Origin of the sequence: Gordonia sp. NPDC057258 (assembly GCF_042668985.1) — a bacterium.
Lineage (GTDB): Bacteria > Actinomycetota > Actinomycetes > Mycobacteriales > Mycobacteriaceae > Gordonia > Gordonia hongkongensis.
Genome location: NZ_JBHUXZ010000009.1, coordinates 15,735 through 32,440 on the forward strand (window position 1 = coordinate 15,735; position 16,706 = coordinate 32,440).

18 protein-coding genes are annotated in these 16,706 nt (G+C 71.5%); 1 reads left to right on the top strand and 17 read right to left on the bottom strand.

Going from position 1 to position 16,706, the window contains the following annotated elements:
* Positions 1–126: 126 nt before the first annotated feature.
* The 6 genes from tsaD to alr are packed head-to-tail and all read right to left on the bottom strand — an operon-like array spanning position 127 to position 5,149.
* Positions 127–1,173, bottom strand: coding sequence for a tRNA (adenosine(37)-N6)-threonylcarbamoyltransferase complex transferase subunit TsaD (tsaD, locus tag ACFUEJ_RS08830; RefSeq protein ID WP_068970174.1), 1,047 nt, complete (start codon positions 1,171–1,173; stop codon positions 127–129).
* Positions 1,170–1,679, bottom strand: coding sequence for a ribosomal protein S18-alanine N-acetyltransferase (gene rimI, locus ACFUEJ_RS08835; protein ID WP_065629901.1), 510 nt, complete (start codon positions 1,677–1,679; stop codon positions 1,170–1,172). Before rimI ends, tsaD begins: the two co-directional genes overlap by 4 nt.
* Positions 1,676–2,380: a tRNA (adenosine(37)-N6)-threonylcarbamoyltransferase complex dimerization subunit type 1 TsaB gene (tsaB, locus tag ACFUEJ_RS08840; RefSeq protein ID WP_137809234.1), complete on the bottom strand. Its 705-nt coding sequence runs from the start codon at positions 2,378–2,380 to the stop codon at positions 1,676–1,678. The genes rimI and tsaB overlap by 4 nt, the downstream gene beginning before the upstream one ends.
* Positions 2,377–2,853 carry a tRNA (adenosine(37)-N6)-threonylcarbamoyltransferase complex ATPase subunit type 1 TsaE gene (tsaE, locus tag ACFUEJ_RS08845; protein ID WP_068970173.1) on the bottom strand — a complete coding sequence of 159 codons (477 nt, stop codon included), beginning with the start codon at positions 2,851–2,853 and terminating at the stop codon, positions 2,377–2,379. The genes tsaB and tsaE overlap by 4 nt, the downstream gene beginning before the upstream one ends.
* Positions 2,850–3,986 (bottom strand): alpha/beta fold hydrolase, encoded by a 1,137-nt coding sequence (locus ACFUEJ_RS08850; RefSeq protein ID WP_068970172.1) that lies wholly within the window; start codon positions 3,984–3,986, stop codon positions 2,850–2,852. The genes tsaE and ACFUEJ_RS08850 overlap by 4 nt, the downstream gene beginning before the upstream one ends.
* Positions 3,983–5,149: an alanine racemase gene (gene alr, locus ACFUEJ_RS08855; RefSeq protein WP_068970171.1), complete on the bottom strand. Its 1,167-nt coding sequence runs from the start codon at positions 5,147–5,149 to the stop codon at positions 3,983–3,985. The genes ACFUEJ_RS08850 and alr overlap by 4 nt, the downstream gene beginning before the upstream one ends.
* Positions 5,150–5,275: 126 nt before the next feature.
* On the opposite strand from alr, the gene ACFUEJ_RS08860 reads away from it, so the two are divergent.
* Positions 5,276–5,803: a hypothetical protein gene (locus tag ACFUEJ_RS08860; RefSeq protein WP_242696987.1), complete on the top strand. Its 528-nt coding sequence runs from the start codon at positions 5,276–5,278 to the stop codon at positions 5,801–5,803.
* Here ACFUEJ_RS08860 and ACFUEJ_RS08865 read toward each other — a convergent pair.
* The 11 genes from ACFUEJ_RS08865 to ACFUEJ_RS08915 form a co-directional block, all read right to left on the bottom strand.
* Positions 5,751–7,220 (bottom strand): NAD(P)H-hydrate dehydratase, encoded by a 1,470-nt coding sequence (locus tag ACFUEJ_RS08865; RefSeq protein WP_068970169.1) that lies wholly within the window; start codon positions 7,218–7,220, stop codon positions 5,751–5,753. The genes ACFUEJ_RS08860 and ACFUEJ_RS08865 overlap by 53 nt on opposite strands.
* Positions 7,221–7,229: 9 nt before the next feature.
* Positions 7,230–9,092 carry a glutamine--fructose-6-phosphate transaminase (isomerizing) gene (gene glmS, locus ACFUEJ_RS08870; RefSeq protein ID WP_058250703.1) on the bottom strand — a complete coding sequence of 621 codons (1,863 nt, stop codon included), beginning with the start codon at positions 9,090–9,092 and terminating at the stop codon, positions 7,230–7,232.
* 100 nt (positions 9,093–9,192) lie between these two features.
* On the bottom strand, positions 9,193–10,182 hold the full coding sequence (locus tag ACFUEJ_RS08875; RefSeq protein WP_068970168.1) for an alpha/beta hydrolase: 990 nt from the start codon (positions 10,180–10,182) through the stop codon (positions 9,193–9,195).
* Between the two features lie 10 nt (positions 10,183–10,192).
* Entirely contained in the window at positions 10,193–10,453 is a 261-nt protein-coding gene (locus ACFUEJ_RS08880; RefSeq protein WP_058250705.1) for a hypothetical protein, read from the bottom strand.
* The gene (locus ACFUEJ_RS08885; protein ID WP_068970167.1) at positions 10,450–11,577 is read right to left on the bottom strand and encodes a hypothetical protein; all 1,128 of its coding nucleotides are present in this window, start codon (positions 11,575–11,577) and stop codon (positions 10,450–10,452) included. The genes ACFUEJ_RS08880 and ACFUEJ_RS08885 overlap by 4 nt, the downstream gene beginning before the upstream one ends.
* Positions 11,574–11,954 (bottom strand): hypothetical protein, encoded by a 381-nt coding sequence (locus ACFUEJ_RS08890; RefSeq protein ID WP_388028728.1) that lies wholly within the window; start codon positions 11,952–11,954, stop codon positions 11,574–11,576. The genes ACFUEJ_RS08885 and ACFUEJ_RS08890 overlap by 4 nt, the downstream gene beginning before the upstream one ends.
* Positions 11,955–12,119: 165 nt before the next feature.
* On the bottom strand, positions 12,120–12,824 hold the full coding sequence (locus ACFUEJ_RS08895) for an HAD family hydrolase (RefSeq protein ID WP_068970165.1): 705 nt from the start codon (positions 12,822–12,824) through the stop codon (positions 12,120–12,122).
* Positions 12,821–14,167 carry a phosphoglucosamine mutase gene (gene glmM / locus ACFUEJ_RS08900; RefSeq protein WP_068970164.1) on the bottom strand — a complete coding sequence of 449 codons (1,347 nt, stop codon included), beginning with the start codon at positions 14,165–14,167 and terminating at the stop codon, positions 12,821–12,823. The genes ACFUEJ_RS08895 and glmM overlap by 4 nt, the downstream gene beginning before the upstream one ends.
* 2 nt (positions 14,168–14,169) lie before the next feature.
* Positions 14,170–14,691 carry a 30S ribosomal protein S9 gene (gene rpsI / locus ACFUEJ_RS08905; protein WP_065629913.1) on the bottom strand — a complete coding sequence of 174 codons (522 nt, stop codon included), beginning with the start codon at positions 14,689–14,691 and terminating at the stop codon, positions 14,170–14,172.
* Entirely contained in the window at positions 14,688–15,131 is a 444-nt protein-coding gene (gene rplM / locus ACFUEJ_RS08910) for a 50S ribosomal protein L13 (RefSeq protein ID WP_058250710.1), read from the bottom strand. Before rplM ends, rpsI begins: the two co-directional genes overlap by 4 nt.
* A gap of 206 nt (positions 15,132–15,337) precedes the next feature.
* Positions 15,338–16,690: a type VII secretion-associated protein gene (locus ACFUEJ_RS08915; protein WP_247451833.1), complete on the bottom strand. Its 1,353-nt coding sequence runs from the start codon at positions 16,688–16,690 to the stop codon at positions 15,338–15,340.
* Positions 16,691–16,706 lie beyond the last annotated feature (16 nt).

Sequence of the window (16,706 nt, forward strand, 5' to 3'; positions counted from 1 at the left end):
GCGGGTGTCCGAGGCTTCGGTCAGCGCCATCTAGCACTCTATACATGCGAGTGCCAGCACTCAAGGGTGGAGGCTGCAAAAACCCGGCCGTGTTCGCTCCCCGCGAAGACGGCCGGGCTCCGTCCGCTACAGCTGACTGACACGCACCGACATCGCCGGGTCCGACGCCACGGTCAGCGGCGAGGGCGCCGCGCCCCCGCCGATCACATGAGCGCCGAGCGTCGCGATCATGACGCCGTTGTCGGTGCACAGGCGCGGCTTCGGAACCCGCAGGTCGATCCCGGCCGCCGCGCAGCGTTCCTCCGCCAGCGATCGGATGCGCGAATTGGCGGTGGCACCGCCGCCGAGGACCAGGGTGTCCACCCCGAGGTCACCGCAGGCCCGGACTGCCTTCATCGTCAGCACGTCCGCCACCGCCTCCTGGAACGAGGCCGCGACGTCCGCCACCGGTACCTCCACACCGTCGCGCACGCATTTCTCGACATACCGTGCGACCGCGGTCTTGAGTCCGCTGAAGGAGAAGTCGTGCCGCGAGTCGCGGGGACCGGTCATACCGCGTGGGAAGGCGATCGCACCCGGGTCACCCTCACGGGCGACGCGGTCCAGCGCCGGCCCCCCGGGAAAACCGAGATCGAGCAGGCGGGCGACCTTGTCGAAGGCCTCCCCGGCCGCGTCGTCGACCGTGGTGCCCAGTTCGACGATGGGCTCGGCGAGATCGGTGACGTGCAGCAGGTGCGTATGTCCACCGGAGACCAGCAGTGCGACGCACTCCGGCATCGGTCCGTGCTCGAGGGTGTCCACCGCGACGTGCCCGCCGAGATGGTTCATCGCGTACAGCGGCACGTCCCAGGCGAGTGCGTAGGCCTTCGCCGCGGCCACCCCGACGAGCAACGCGCCGGCGAGTCCCGGCCCGATGGTGACCGCGATGGCGTCGGGGCGGTCGATCCCGGCCGCCTCCCGCGCCCGACGCATCGTGGGGACGATCGCCTCCAGGTGCGCTCGGGAGGCGATCTCGGGGACCACGCCGCCGAACCGGGCGTGTTCGTCCACGCTCGACGCGACCTCGTCGGCCAGCATCGTCGCGAATCCGGGTGTGTCGCCGTCGCCCGGCGTCCACCGGACGATGCCGACACCCGTTTCGTCGCAGGAGCTTTCGATGCCGAGAACGATCACGCCGGGCCCTCCTCCGGTTCGAGCGGCCGGCCCGACACCGGGAGCCGCAACATCGTGTAGGCATCCGCGCCGGACGGCTGATAGTAGTTGCGGCGAAGACCCGCGGTGCTGAACCCGTGATGTGAGTACAGCCCGATAGCCACCTCGTTGTCGGTGCGTACCTCCAGGAACACCGCGGCGTCGTTCTCGTCCGCGACGGCGAGCATGGCCTCGAGCAGCGCCCGGCCCACTCCCCGTCCCCGATGGTCCGGATCGACGGCGATGGTGTGGATCTCGCACTCCCAGGCGTCGGGTTGCCCGAGCGTGGAGATCCCGGCGTAACCGATGACGTCGGCGCCGAGGCGCTCCCGAGCCGCGAAATAGGTGTTGTACGGGGCGTTGAGTTCGGCGCGGAAAGCCGCGGCGGGCCAGGGTGAGTCGTCGGCGAACATCCGCCGTTCCAGCGCGGCGCAGCGCGGGATGTCACCGAAGGTGAGCGCGTCGATGACCAGCTCCGGTGTGGTCATCGCGCCGCACCCGCCCGACGGGCCTTCTGCTCGACCGCGTCGGGGCGTCGTAGATACAGCGGCACAAGGGGTTCGGGTTCGGCGCCCGCGACGATGTCGGCGGCAGCCGCCATGACCACCCCGCGTACGGTCGGCACGCCGGTCGCGGGTGGATCACCGGTCCAGCCGGCGAGTTCGAGGTGGGCCGCAGAACCCGCCACCGCACCGATCCGCCCCCCGGCGACATCGGGGGCGAGCTCCTCGGCGACCACCGCGGGCGCGGTCACCTCGGGGCCGCGCACACGGCGGCCACCCTCGTAGAGCGCCCAGTAGACCTCGCGCCGGCGCGCGTCGGTCACCACCAGAGCCCGCGATCCTGCGTCGTCCGGACCGGCGTCGACGGCAAGCGCATCGAGGGAGCACACGCCATACGCCGGTATCCCCAGCGCGTCGGCGAAGGCGGCGCCGGTCGCCATCCCCACCCGGAGTCCGGTGAACGGCCCGGGCCCGCAGCCGACGACAACCGCGGTCAGTTCGGTTCGGGCCGTGCCGGATTCGGCAAGACACTCGGCGACCAGGGTGGTGAGCAGTTCCGCGTGCCGTCGGTGGTCGGCGACCACCCGTTCGGCCAGCACGCGCACCTCACCGTCGCGCAGTTCGGCCACTCCGGCCACCACCGAATCGGTGGCGGTGTCGACCGCCAGCACCAGACCCTGACTCATTCCGCGCTCACCCACTCCCACTCGGCGTGTCGCACATCGGTTTCGGTGTCCCGTCGCAGCCGCACGACCAGATGCCGGTCGGCGAGCCGCTCGGCCACACCTTCGCCCCACTCGACGACGACGACCGCCTCGTCCAGGTCGGAGTCCAGGTCCAGGGCATCGAGTTCGTCGAGCATCCCGGACCCGCTTCCCGTACCGCCGAGCCGATAGGCGTCGACGTGGACCATCCCCGGGCGGTCGGGCCGGCCCGGCCGGTGCTCGCGGGCGATGATGAACGTCGGCGAGGTCACCCGCCCCTCGACGCCGAGACCGGCACCGATCCCGCGGGCCAGCGCCGTCTTTCCCGCGCCCAACGGACCGTCGAGGATGACCACGTCACCTGCTGCGAGGGTCGACGCCAGCTCGGCGCCGAAGGCCTCGGTGTCGTCGACCTCGGGGAGGTCGCGCGTACCGCGGGGACCCACGCCGCTCATCGGCGGCCTCGCTTCCACCAGCGCCGACGGGGGGCCGGCAGAGCGATCCGCGCGCGATCCACCAGTTCGGCGATCGCGTCGCTGACGAGCCGGGGCTCCTCCATCTGGACCATGTGGCCGGCGCCCTTGGAGACGACCAGGCGGGAATCGGCGCCCAGCTGGGAGTACATCCGGACCGAGTTGCGTAATGGTGTGAGCCGGTCCCGGTCTCCGCACACGACCGTGGTCGGCACCTGGGCGACCACCGGCAGGGCGGTCGACTCGTCGTGGATCTCCAAGGCGTGCAAGAAGTTCACGATGGTCTCGATCGGCGTGCTCTGGATCATCGTGTCCACCGCGGCGCCGAGGGCCGGACTGTAGAACGTCGGCCCGAAACTCGCCGCGACCAGCACCGGTTCGAGGGCGGCGCGGGTCAGTCCGCGGCCCGCCTGGACCAGGCGCGGCGCGCGGCGCACACTCATCCGGAAGGCATCCACCACCGGATTGCGCAGTCCCTCACCGAGTCCGGCGTCGGTGACACCGCGCGACGCCGTCGCCACCAGCGCCACCCCGGCGACCGGACCGTGCGACGAGAACAATGCCGGGTGCCGGCGCGCGAGCCCCATCAGCGTCATCCCGCCCATCGAATGACCCACGAGGACAACGGGTCCCACAGGTACGGTGGCACGGATCACCGCTGCCGCGTCGTCGGCCAGCTGCGCGATCGTGCAGGTCTCGGTCGGGGCCGGGTCGCTCTCCCCGTGCCCCCGGTGATCGAAGAACACCAGCCGGTAGTTGCGATCGTGCCACTCGGCGGCGAGTTGCTCGCGCTGGAAATGCCAGCTCGACAACCGGAGGCTGAAGCCGTGCACGAACACGATCGTGAGGTCGGGCACGGAGCCTTCCGACACCGTCCCGAGGTCGACGATCCGCACCGCGAGATCCAGCCCGTCGTCGGCGGTGACCGTGGTCCCCCGCTCGCGGTAGAGCGCGGTGAGATCGACATCGGCGTGCGGATCCGGACGGCCCACCACGCTCTTGCGGGCGATGTTGCGCGCTGCCCCGACGGCTGCCATGCCGCCCAGGGCGGCGATCCCCGCCACCCCGGCCAGCAGTCCGACCCGGTCGGATTCCACCACTGCTGCCTCGCTCACTGTCCGGTCTCCGTTGTCTCGGCGGCGAGCCCGACCTGCCTCTCGCCGAGGTAACGACGGACCACGCGCGTCCCGACCTGGGAGACGATCTCGTAGTCGATGGTGCCGATCGCGTCCGCCCAGTCCTTCGCGGTGGGGCCGCCCGAGGCGCCGGTGCCGAACAGTTCGGCCTGGTCGCCCTCGCGGACACCCGCGCCGTCGGGTCCGAGGTCGACGACCAGCTGATCCATGCAGATCCGGCCCACCCCGTCGAACATCCGCTCGCCGATCCGGACCCGGATCCGGCCCGACAGCAGTCGCGGCACGCCGTCGGCGTACCCCGCGGCGACCACGGCCACCACCGTGTCGCGCGGCGCGATCCACGTCTCGCTGTAGGACACACCCTGCCCCGCGGCGACCCTCTTCACGAGCGCGATGGTCGCGGTCAGGGTCATCGCCGGGATCAGCCCGAAGTCGCCGCGTGCCGGTACCGGGGTCCGGCCGTAGACGGCGATCCCCGGCCGTACCAGGTCGCGGGCGAGATCCGGACGGGTCAGCGCGGCAGGCGAATTGGCGATGTGCACCACCTGCGGTGCAGCGCCGAGTCGGGTCAGGTCGGCGACCGCGGCGTCGAGCCGCTGCGCCTGTGCGTCGTTCAGCGGGTGATCGGGTTCGTCGCCACGCGCGAGGTGGCACATCGCCGCACGCAGGGCCACCGAGCCATCGACGTGCGCCTTCGCCACCCGCTCGGCGAAATCCGCCCATTCGTCCACCGCGACGCCGCTCCGATTGAGGCCGGTGTCCACCTTCGCGGTGACGACCGCGGACCGGCCGGTGCGGTGTGCCGCCGCGATCACCGCGTCGAGTTGCGAGATCGACGAGAGGGCGATGTCGATGCCGTCGGCGATCGCTCCGGCGAAGTCGGCTCCCGGCGTGTGCAGCCACGCGGTGATCGGGGCGTCGATGCCGGCTGCGCGGAGCGCGGCCGCCTCGGTGAGGTGCGCGACCCCGAGTTCGGCGGCGCCGGCGGCGAGCACGGCGCGGGCCACCGGCAGGGCGCCATGGCCGTAGGCGTCGGCCTTCACGACCGCCATCACGTCAGCGCCCGAAGCGGCGCGCAGCACGCCGACGTTGTGGGCGATCGCGCCGAGATCCACGGTCGCGGTCAGAGCAGGGGAAGTCATCGTCGACCATTGTCCCAGATCGCCGGGTGCGGTTCGTCCCGGCTGCCTCCGGCGTGAGGTGCGCGTCGTTCTGCGGAGATGGTCTGAGTAGTCACACCGATGTGCGGCGTCGGGCAGGACGGTTGAGTGGACCCCGACGCTGATCCCGAACCGCCGCATCCACCGGAAGTCACCATGTACACGAACTCGAATCCGCAGGACCCCGCCGTTCTCACCCCGGTCGGCCTCGTGCGCCCAGCCCACGACCTCGCCGGCTTCACGCCCGCCGGCTTCGTGCCCGTCGACCCGGTCGTCCCGCCCGCGCCTCCCGGTCGGCCGGGCCTGCGCGCATCGCTGACGTCGTGGGCCGCCAACACCATCGGGTGGGTGGCGTTCGCCACGGCCGCGGTGCTCTTCCTTCTCGCCCTCGGGCACGCCATGGCGGGCGAACCCGCCGACGGGTACGGGGTCGCGGCTCTCGTCGCCTTCGGCGTGGGAGTACTCGCGACGATCGTCGCCTGCGCGGGTCTCGTCGTGTCGTTCGTCCAGCGGGTCTGGCACGGCGCCTTTCGGCGCCCGGGCGTCATCGCCGACGCGATCGTGCTGTCGTCGGTCACCGCGTTCAGCGTGCTGACGGCGCTGTACCCGCTCGCGTTCGCGCTGGCGGCGTGGTGAACTCACGGATCGCCGGCCGCAGCGCCGCCAGCAGCGTCGACGCCCCGATCGGCGCGCCGCCACTCGCGAGCTGCGCCGCCCGGGCGTGGACGCGCGCCGCGGACGCACCGGCGACCAGCGGCGACCTCCCGGCGGCGAGCAGGGCCCCGGCGATCCCCGACAGGACGTCGCCGGCCCCGGCGGTCGCCGCCCACGACGACACCGCGTCGTTGCCCAGGACGTGACCCGTCGGGTCGGCGACCAGCGTGATACGTCCCTTGAGCAGCACCGTGACGCCCCACCGCGCGGCGAGACCGGAGACGGCGGTCAGACGGTCGGCGCCCAGTTCGGTACCGGTCAAGCGGGCGAATTCGCCGGCGTGCGGGGTCAGCAGCGTCGGTGCCGTCCGTCCGTCGACAAGGCCCGGGTCGCGGGCTATCAGGGTGAGCGCGTCGGCGTCGGCCAGGACCGGCAGATCCGTGTCCAGGACGGTGCGCAGGCTCGTCGCCGCCGCATCGTCGGTACCCATGCCGGGGCCGAGGACCCACGCCTGCACGCGTCCGGCACCGGCGAGGTCGGGCGTGGCGACGACCTCCGGCCACTGCGCCACCACCTCGGCGTGGGCGGAGCCGACGAACCGGGTCATTCCGGAGGTCGCGGTCACCGCCGCGCCGGTGGCGAGGACGGCCGCACCGGGGTACCGATGCGACCCGGCGATCACCCCGACCACCCCCTGCGTGTACTTGTCGTCCCCGGGACCCGGTGTCGGCCAATCGATCTCGTCGTCGGTCAAGGTGGCGAGCGCCGAATCGGCGGGGTCACCGAGGCCGGCGTCATCGAGGCCGATGTCGACGAGGACGACCCGCCCGCACTGTGGGGCGGCGAGCAGGTGGGCGCGGCGTAGGACCCCGAAGGTGACGGTGATGTCGGCACGGACCGCCGGGTCGTGGACCTCACCGGTGTCGGCGTCGACGCCCGACGGCAGGTCGACCGCGATGACGGTGGTTTCCGGACCGACCGCCGCGAAGACCTCGGCGGCGTTCGCCCGCAGCGGCCCCTGGCCACCGAGTCCGACCACGCCGTCGACGATCACCTCGAGGCCGTCGGGTAGCCGCTCGCCGATCCGTCCGCCGGCGGCGCGGAATGCCCGCAGCCCGGCGGCGTGGGCGCGGTCCGGGGCGAGCAGGACCGCGTCGACCCGCACGCCGCGGCGGCACAGCTCGGCACCGGCGAACAGCGCGTCGCCGCCGTTGTCCCCCGCACCGACGACCAGCCCGACCGGCCGTCCATAACATCCGCCGGTCCGGCTCAGCTCTGCCGCGATCACCCGGGCGACGCCGTGCGACGCCCGGCGCATCAGGACGCCGTCGGTGAGCAGGTTCCCCGTCGCCCGCTCGGCGGCGCGGACCTCATCGGCCGTCAGGTACCGGATCGGCATGCGGAACCGCTATTCGACGGTCACCGACTTGGCCAGGTTCCGCGGTTTGTCGACGTCGTAGCCACGGGCCTGGGCGACGCTCGCCGCGAACACCTGCAGCGGCACGGTCGAGACCAGCGGTTGCAGGAGCGTCGGCGTCTTCGGGATGGGGATGAACTCGTCGGCGACGGCACGGGCGGCCGCGTCGTCGGGCTCGGCGATGACGATCGTGCGGGCTCCGCGGGCCTGGATCTCGCGGATGTTGCTGACCATCTTCGAGTGCAGCACGGCGCGGCCGTCCGGCGAGGGCATGACCGTGATCACCGGGAGCCCGTCCTCGATCAGCGCGATCGGCCCGTGCTTGAGCTCGCCGGCCGCGAACCCCTCGGCGTGCATGTACGCGAGTTCCTTGAGTTTGAGAGCGCCCTCGAGCGCCACCGGATACCCGACATGCCGGCCGATGAACAGCACCGTGTTGTGGTGCGCCAGCGAACGCGCCAGCTCCCGGACCGGCTCCATCGTGTCCAGCACCTGCGCGACCGAGTCGGTCATCGCCTCGATGGCCGCGAACTCGCGGGCGACCTCGTCGGCGTACTTCGTGCCGCGTGCCTGCGCAAGCGCGAGCCCCACGAGATAGGCGGCGACGATCTGCGCGAGGAAGCACTTCGTCGACGCGACGCCGATCTCGGGGCCCGCGTGGGTGTAGAGAACCGCGTCGGATTCCCGGGGGATCTGTGCCCCGTTGGTGTTGCAGATCGCGAGGACGCGTGCCTTCTGGTCCTTCGCGTGCCGGACCGCCTCGAGCGTGTCGGCGGTCTCACCGGACTGCGAGATGGCCACCACCAGGGTCGACCGGTCGAGAACCGGGTCGCGGTAGCGGAACTCACTGGCGAGTTCGATCTCGACCGGGAGGCGCGTCCAGTGCTCGATCGCGTACTTGGCGAGCAGCCCGGCGTGGTAGGCGGTGCCGCAGGCCACCACGAACACCTTGTCGACGTCGCGCAGATCGTCGTCGGTCAGGCGTTGCTCGTCGAGCACGATGCGACCGTTCTGCAGGTGCCCGAGGAGGGTGTCGGCGATCGCGCGCGGCTGCTCGGCGATCTCCTTGAGCATGAAGAAGTCGTAGCCGCCCTTCTCCGCGGCCGCGAGATCCCAGTCGATGTGGAACGGCTTGCCGTCCCGGGCGTTCTCGTCGAAGTCGGTGACCGTGTACGAGTCGGCGGTGATCACCACGACTTCGTCCTGGCCGAGCTCGACCGCGTCCCGGGTGTGTTCGATGAAGGCCGTGACGTCCGACGCGAGGAACATCTCGCCCTGCCCGACACCCACCACGAGCGGGGTCGACCGCCGCGCGGCGACGATGGTGTCCGCGTGGTCGGCATGGGTGAACACGAGCGTGAACGCACCTTCGAGGCGACGCAGCGCCGCATACGCGCTCGCCACGAAGTCGCCGGCGGTCGGCCCGAACGCGTAGTACTTCGACACGAGGTGCACGGCGGTCTCGGTGTCGGTCTCGGACACGAACTCGATGCCGTCGTCCTCGAGTTCGGCGCGTAGCTCGGCGTAGTTCTCGATGATGCCGTTGTGGACGACGGCGAGCTTGCCGTCGTCACTGGCGTGCGGATGCGCGTTCCGATCGGTCGGCTTGCCGTGCGTGGCCCACCGCGTGTGTCCGATCCCGGTCGTGCCCGACAGCGACTCGCGCCCGACCGTGGCGATCTGCTTCTCGAGGTTCTCCAGCCGGAGTGCCTTCTTCTGGATCGCAGTGCTTCCCTCACCGTCGAGGATCGCGACGCCCGCCGAGTCGTACCCGCGGTATTCCATCCGCCGCAACGCGTCGACGACGATGTCCAGGGCATCGCGCCGCCCCACGTATCCCACGATTCCACACATAGCTAGTCAGGGTACCTGCGGACGCGCGGGCGGCAGCGCGGCGCGTCGGGTGCCGAGCGGGGGTCACAGCAGGCCGCCGTCGGGTGCCGCGGCACGGACGTCACTCAATGGTGTCGGGCACCACCGCGTTCGGGGCCCGGGACGGCACCGGGCTCGCCGCGCGGCGGCGTTTGCGTTCTTTCGCGCCGAGCAACTTGGCGATCTTGTCCTGGATCTCCGGCGGATCGTCGAGGTCCACCGCGGGCACCTTGCCGAGCTCGGTGTCGGCGTCGGCGAAGGCCTTGTACCGGCTGTCGTCGTCGAGGGTGTGCAGCAGGAATCCCGTGGTCAGGGCGCGTGCGGCGGTGTGCGTCTTCTTGTCGGCGCCGTTGCCGCCGAGGAGTGATTTGATCGACCGGTGCTCGATCAGCCCGCGGGACGTCGCGGCCGGCGGGGTACGCAGCACCACACCGGGACGGGGATCGGCGGCCGACTCCGACCCGTACGCCTGTGCCAGCGGCAGGGCGTTGCCGTCGATGGTGTCGAGTTCGCCGATCGCCGACACGATGAGTCCCGGAGCACTCACCCGGCGGGCCGCGGGCAGGAGTTGCGCAGTCGTCGGCGCCGGGAACAGTGCGACCACCCCCCGGGCCGGCGGTTGCGGCTGACCGTGCAGCACGCCCTCCGACGCGGCCAATACCGCTGCGGCGGCACCGAAGCCGTGGCCGGCGAACCCGATCTTGCGCGGGTCGACGGTGATCTCGCCGAAGCCGAGCGGGACCCGGGTCACGATCGACAGCGCTGAACGGAGCTGGGCGGCCATCGTGTCGTCGGACGCGAGCACGCCTCGCTGACCCGCCGGGACGGCGACGACGATGCCCCAGGACGCGAGGTGGTGGCACAGGTCGCGGTAGCGCTCGACCGACGTCATCCACCCGTGCCCGAACGCGATGGCGGGGAGTCGTTCGCCCTCGGCGGGAGTGAACACGACACCCGGGGTCCCGACGATCCCGAGGTTGCCGCGCAACACGCGATGGGGGCCGCGTCGGGCGAGCGCCTTCATCAGCTTCGCGGGCGACTGCGTCGGCTTCTGCTGCTTCTTGCCTGGCACAGCAGACAGCCTATGTGTTGCGCGGCGGCAGATGGGGACTGGCGTCGGCCACGTCGGCCGGCAACATGATGCCCGGGGTGGCGTCCGCGGCGTCGGCGGCGTTCTCGAGCTCGTCCCGGAGCTGCTGCGTCTCCGACCGCACCGCGTTGCGGCGATGCTCGTCCATGGCGAGTTCGAGGTCCCGCTGTCGAGCGGAGAACACGTGTGACGCCTCCGCGACGCCGGCGGTCGCGGTGCGGGCGAGGGCCTCGATCTGGTCGGCGAGGTTCACTGGTCACCCGCCAACGCCAGATCACCCGACGATCGGTCCGGCGATGCCTCCGGTTCCGGCCCCGACCGATTCTGTTCCGACCGATTCGGTTCCGCGGCTTCGGTTTCGGCGACCGCCCCGGTTGCCGCCTCGACGGTGGCCGATGCCGTCGGCCCCGACGCGACGGGCGCGTCGTGTCCCTCGGCGCCGCCCAGCCGGAACGGGACGTCGACGCCGTCGTCGCGGGATGCGCGCGCCGACTCGTCGGGCTCCGACGACCGTACGGACGCCGGGGGCTCGGACGCGGCGACACCTGACATCGACACCGGGGGCTCTGATCGTGCCGCGGCGGTCGCCGCCCCGGTTTCCGCCGGTCGGGCATCGGTGGTCGATTCGGCCATCCAGGTCTGGGGTCCCGGTGCGGGCGCGGCGACGGTCTGCGCCGGTGCCGCCGCGGACGGTGATCCCGGCGACACGACCGGGACGGCGCCCGGGGGCCCGGCGTCGACCGGATAAGCCTCGTCGTCGATGCCGTCGACGGACCGGTTCAGGAGGTCGAGGATTCCGACGATCCCGCGGGTCGTCGTCTCGAGCGAGGTGCTGAACAGGGCCAGCCGGGACGAGATGTCCTCGACCGCCACCCCGATCGGCACGCGACCGGTGAGCACCGCCTGCGGCAGTTCCGCCGGCAGCACCCCGGCCGCGGTCGGTGCCGACAACCGGGCGACGGCCAGATAGAAGGTGCGCAGCAGGCGGTCGATGCCCGACGCCGCGGCCGAGGTGGCGTCGGTGAGCGTGCGCAGGATGTGCAGATCCGATTCGGCGCGACGCTGATGGTCGATGACCGTCGTGAGGGCGACGGCCGCGGACTCGCTGTTCCAGCCGTCGTCGAGGCGGACCTGCTGTTCGGGGAGATGGTGGAGTTGTTCGGACACGGCCCGGTGCGCCGACACCAGGGCGCGGCTGTCCGCGGACAAGGCCGCGATGTCGAATCCGTCGACCACGCGGAGTCCGTTGCGGAGGGTGACATCGTCGGGGGCGGCGACCCCCATCAGACGCCCGGCCGCCACGAGTTCGATCAACGTCTCGACGCCACCCCGGGCGTCGGACCTCAGCACCGACAGCGAGTCCGCGCCGCGCCTCACCGGACGTCCACCTCCGAAGGCGGCAGCGCTCGCGAGATCTCGCCCGCCACGCGCCGATCCCCGTCCGCCATGGTCAGCGCACTGTTACGGAGAGTGTCAGCGAGCGCCGCAGCGGCCGTGGCCTGCACCCGTAACCGGCGCGACAGCGTCGCGCTCATCTCGGCGTACGCCGCGGCCGACGGCCCGAAGGCGACCGGGTTCCCGTCTGCTGCGATCAACTCCCGAGCCCAGGTCCCGAAGTCGTGTGCGGCCAGATCGTCGGCGACCGCCGACAGCACCAGCGAGGACCTGCGGTAGTACGCCGACACCGCGGACACCGCGGCGGTGTCCATCGAGATCGGGCGCGACCCGACACCGTCCGCACCGTTGCCGTTCATGTCACCCCTCCCCGACGTGCGCCCACCAGTTCACCGCGATCCCGTCCGCGCGGCCTGCATTCTTGGACGCACGGCAGCGGCCGTCGGTTCCCGGGACTTCTCCGGACACGCAGGGAATTGTCGCGTACGGAGGCACGAGGCGCCAGAGCGGCATCAGACGAGCGCTCAGTCGGGCAGTTCGATGCCGTTCGAGGTCACGGCGTCGAGCAGAGCGGTGGGCCGGTCGGCGGCCGGGACGTCGTGGACCAGCGCGAACGCGCAGCCGAGGGCGCGCGCCCCGCCGTCGGCGGTCTCGCTGTCCCCGACCATCAGCACCTCATCGGCCGGCACGCCGAGCGGGTCGAGCGCGGCGCGGAAGATCCGGGGGTCGGGTTTGATCGCCCCGACCTCGTACGACAGCGCGAACGCGGCGACGAGGTCCTCGACGCCGTGCAGGGCCAGGACCTTGCGCAGGTCGAAGGCGATGTTGCTGACGATGCCGACCGGAACCCCTGCCGCACCGAGCTTCTGCAGCACCGCGACGGTGTCGGCGAACGGAACCCACGAGGACGGGTCGAGCACCCGGTTGTAGAGAGCGTTCGCGTGGTCGGCATTGCTCATCCCGACCGTGCGCAGCAACGCCAGGTAACCGGTCCGATGCAGCGCCGGGTCGAGATCACGACGTTCCCAGGCATCCTGGTCGGCACCGACGACGCCGTCGGGCAGACCGACGGGTGCGACCATGCGCCGGATGATGTCCGCCTGACGGTCGCGGTCGAACTCGGCACCGGAGTCGTCGCGCAGGTCGGCGAACCACTCGTCGCGCGCCTCGAAGCGGAACAGGGTGCCGGAGAAGTCGAACAGGACCGCGCGCGGTGCCCCACCGGTCATGCCCCGGCCCCCTGGACGACGTCGGCCAGACGGCCGGCCACCGCCAGCGCCTGATCGGCGGTCGCGGCTTCGACCATCACGCGGACGAGTTGCTCGGTTCCCGACGGACGCAGCAAGACGCGACCGGTCTCCCCCAGTTCGGCTTCGGCGGCCACGACCGCTTCTTTCACCGATTGCGATTGGGCCACTGCGTGTTTGTCGCCGACGCGCACGTTGATGAGCTCCTGCGGCAGCACCGTCACGATGCCGGCCAGGTCGGCGAGCCGCGTCGACGTGGCGGCCATCCGCGCCATCAGCATCAGCCCGGTCAGGATGCCGTCACCCGTCGTGCCCGAACCCGGGACGACGATGTGACCGGACTGTTCCCCGCCGATCGAATAACCACCCCGCCGTAGTTCCTCGAGGACGTACCGGTCCCCGACCCCGGTGGTGTGCACGGTGATCCCGGCCTCGCGCATGGCGATGTGCAGTCCGAGATTGCTCATGACGGTCGCGACGAGCACATCGTCGTGGAGCTTGCCCTGGTCTTTCAGGGACGTCGCCAGCACGGCCATGATGGCATCGCCGTCGACGATCTGACCCGTGGAATCGACTGCGAGACAGCGGTCTGCGTCACCGTCGTGAGCGAGTCCGAGGTCGGCTCCGTGCTCGAGCACGGCCGCCTGCAACTTGTCCATGTGCGTGGACCCGCAGTCGGCGTTGATGTTGAGGCCGTCCGGCTCGGCGTGGATCGCGATGACCGTCGCCCCGGCGTCGGCGTAGACCTGCGGAGCGAGCTCCGACGCCGCGCCGTGCGCGCAGTCGACGACCACGGTCAATCCGTCGAGGCGGGTGTCGACGGCCTGTGCGAGGTGGCGCCGGTAGCGGTCGCCGGCGTCCGGCGCAGCGACGATCCGGCCCACCGCAGCCCCGATCGGGCGGATGAACTCGCCGTCCATGGTCGCTTCGATGCGGTCCTCGACAGCGTCGTCGAGCTTGTGCCCGCCGCCGGAGAAGAACTTGATCCCGTTGTCGGGCATGGGGTTGTGCGACGCGGAGATCATCACGCCGAAGTCGGCGTGGTAGTCCGCGGTCAGGAAGGCGACCGCCGGGGTCGGCACGGTGCCGACGCAGATGGCGTCGACTCCGGTGGCGGCGAGCCCCGCACACACCGCGGCTTCCAGCATCTCGCCGGATGCGCGCGGATCACGTCCGACGACCGCGCGCGGACGCCGGTGCGAATCGGTCGCCGAACTCTCTGCGAAAACGACCGCGGCGGCCGAGGCCAGGCGCAACGCGAGCTCGGGGGTGAGCTCGTCGTTGGCCAGGCCTCGGACGCCGTCGGTTCCGAAAAGGCGTGCCAAGATCAGCGCTTGGAGTACTGCGACGCCTTGCGGGCCTTCTTGAGGCCGTACTTCTTGCGCTCGACCGCACGCGGGTCACGGGTGAGGAAGCCGGCCTTCTTCAGGGCGGGACGATCCTCCGGGGTGACCTCGATGAGCGCACGCGCGATGGCGAGACGCAGCGCGCCGGCCTGGCCCGAGGGGCCGCCGCCGACGAGCTTGGCGTAGATGTCGAACGACTCGGTGCGCTCGACGGTGACCAGCGGGGCCTTGATCAGCTGCTGGTGCACCTTGTTGGGGAAGTAGTCCTCCAGCGAACGGCCGTTGAGGGTGAACTCACCGGAACCCGGCGCCAGGCGAACGCGGACGACGGCCTCCTTGCGGCGGCCGACGGTCTGGATCGGACGGTCGATGACGACCGGCTCGCGGACCTCTTCGACGACAGCGGCGTCGTAGTCGTCAGCGGCGACCTCGACGGCCTCCACGACCTCGACGGCAGCCTCGTCGACGGCCTCGACGGCGTCGTTGATGTTCTCGTTGCTCACTGGGCCACCTGCTTGATCTCGAAGGGGACGGGGCGCTGGGCCGCGTGCGGATGGTTCGGGCCGGCGTAGACCTTCAGCTTCGAGGCCATGGCGCGGCCGAGCTTGGTCGACGGCAGCATGCCCTTGACGGCCTTCTCGATGACCCGCTCGGGGTAGGTCGCGAGCAGCTCGGTGGTGGTGCGGGACTTCAGGCCACCGGGGTGCCCCGAGTGGGTGTAGTTCAGCTTGCGATCAGCCTTGTTGCTGGTCAGCGCGACCTTTTCCGCGTTGATGATGACGACGAAGTCGCCGCCGTCCATGTGCGGGGCGTAGGTCGGCTTGTGCTTGCCGCGAAGCAGGTTCGCGACCTGCACGGCCAGCCGGCCGAGCACCACGTTCTCGGCGTCGATGACATGCCACGTACGCGTGATGTCACCGGCCTTCGGGGTGTAGGTAGGCACAGTTGTCCTCAACTCTTGTCGAATGAATGCTGGTCGGGTGCACGGCAGAGGTTGTTCCCGGCGACCAGTGGGGACCCGGGCCTCCGCTGACCTGGACACACAGCTGTGCGCCAGGCGCCGAGCACCAGCGATCCAGGCTACGCGACCGTGCTGGTCAGGGTCAAAACGGACTCAGCCTCCGGCCGGGGTCAAAACGGACTCGGCCCTCACGACGACGGCGACACCCGGACCGACCGCACCGCCGCCGCGCATTCGTCGTCGGGGGACTCGGCCGCGGTACCCGCCTGACAACCGATCGAGACCTGCAGACCATCGTCGACCACGACGTACCAGCGGATCGCGCCGCCCGAGGCCGGTGACTCGCGGTAGCCGATGACGTCCCGCCCGCCGAACCGGGTGGCGGCGGAGAACTCGGTGACGACGTCGTCGCCGCGCTGCTCGATCCGGTTGCGCAGGCTCCCCGCGACCGATTCCCGGGTCGAGCCGGCGCGCACCTCGGTGAGGACGGCGATGATGCGCCGGCCGTCGTCGGGATCGACGAACACCGCGCGAGTGGTCGAGGGGTCATCGGCCGAACCGCTCGGGGTCCGCTGTTCGGACTGCCGCCAGTCGCCGGGCACCGTCAGCGTCGCACGCCCGAGGCCGACCTCCGTCGACGCCGCGTCCGGTGCGGTGCCGCGCTGCCAGAGTCCCACCCCGATCGCACCGCTCACGACCAGGATCGCCATCACCGCCGCGGCGAGCAGCGTCCCTGACCGGCGCCGGGTGGCGCCGACCGGGAGCGGGTCCGGGGGCCCGGGATCAGGGGCCGGGGCCATCGTGTCCTCGTCCGCACCGCCGGTGCGGTGGCCGAGCCGGACCACGAGCTCGCGGTCGACGGCGACCACGCGTCCGGCGACCGCGTGCCCGGCGATGACGCCGATCGCCGCGGACACCTCGTCCGGGCGGTCCCCGTCGACGAACACCGCCTCGACCGAGTCGTCGATGATGTCGAGCCCGTCCGCATTCGGCGAGGAGCGCGGCGCACGGTCGGCACCGGGACGGATGAGCCCGGAGCGCTCGATCACCCAGCCGTCCGGACCGCGCCCCACGATCTGCACGTCCCACCACGCTGGTCGCGGGTGGCCGGGATCGGCGGGCGGCCGCGGGAGATGAGTGGTCTCGACGACGGCGCACCGTCGCACGGTGAGGTCGGCGTGACTGCGCGCGACGAGCACCGCCCGCGGTAGGAGAGCCACCGGCGCGCGGCCGTCGGCGAGGTCGGCGAGGGTCGATGCCCGACGGGGTCCCCAGGTGCTCGGGTGCCCGACGACGAGCGGTCGACCCGCGGGCAGGTCGAGGCCGGCGAAGACCCGCCGCCACACCTGCCGCAGGTGTTCGCGCCGACCGTCGACCACGACACTCATCTGGTCCACCGCCTCGAGCAGCGGCCGCACATCGCGATCCACCCGGCGCAGCCCGCGCTCCGGGTCATGGACCAGCGGCGTCCCGAACGCGAGATCGACCACCATCGGACGGATCCCGTCGCCGATCGGTTGCACCTCGCCCGGCTGTGTCATCCGGCCCGACCCACCC

What these genes read in the sequence shown, in the direction of transcription:
- glmS (WP_058250703.1), bottom strand. Translation starts at nt 9,092, where the DNA reads ATGTGTGGAATCGTGGGATACGTGGGGCGGCGCGATGCCCTGGACATC.
- ACFUEJ_RS08890 (WP_388028728.1), bottom strand. Translation starts at nt 11,954, where the DNA reads ATGAACGGCAACGGTGCGGACGGTGTCGGGTCGCGCCCGATCTCGATG.
- ACFUEJ_RS08865 (WP_068970169.1), bottom strand. Translation starts at nt 7,220, where the DNA reads ATGCCGATCCGGTACCTGACGGCCGATGAGGTCCGCGCCGCCGAGCGG.
- tsaB (WP_137809234.1), bottom strand. Translation starts at nt 2,380, where the DNA reads ATGAGTCAGGGTCTGGTGCTGGCGGTCGACACCGCCACCGATTCGGTG.
- ACFUEJ_RS08895 (WP_068970165.1), bottom strand. Translation starts at nt 12,824, where the DNA reads ATGACCGGTGGGGCACCGCGCGCGGTCCTGTTCGACTTCTCCGGCACC.
- alr (WP_068970171.1), bottom strand. Translation starts at nt 5,149, where the DNA reads ATGACTTCCCCTGCTCTGACCGCGACCGTGGATCTCGGCGCGATCGCC.
- rimI (WP_065629901.1), bottom strand. Translation starts at nt 1,679, where the DNA reads ATGACCACACCGGAGCTGGTCATCGACGCGCTCACCTTCGGTGACATC.
- ACFUEJ_RS08915 (WP_247451833.1), bottom strand. Translation starts at nt 16,690, where the DNA reads ATGACACAGCCGGGCGAGGTGCAACCGATCGGCGACGGGATCCGTCCG.
- tsaE (WP_068970173.1), bottom strand. Translation starts at nt 2,853, where the DNA reads ATGAGCGGCGTGGGTCCCCGCGGTACGCGCGACCTCCCCGAGGTCGAC.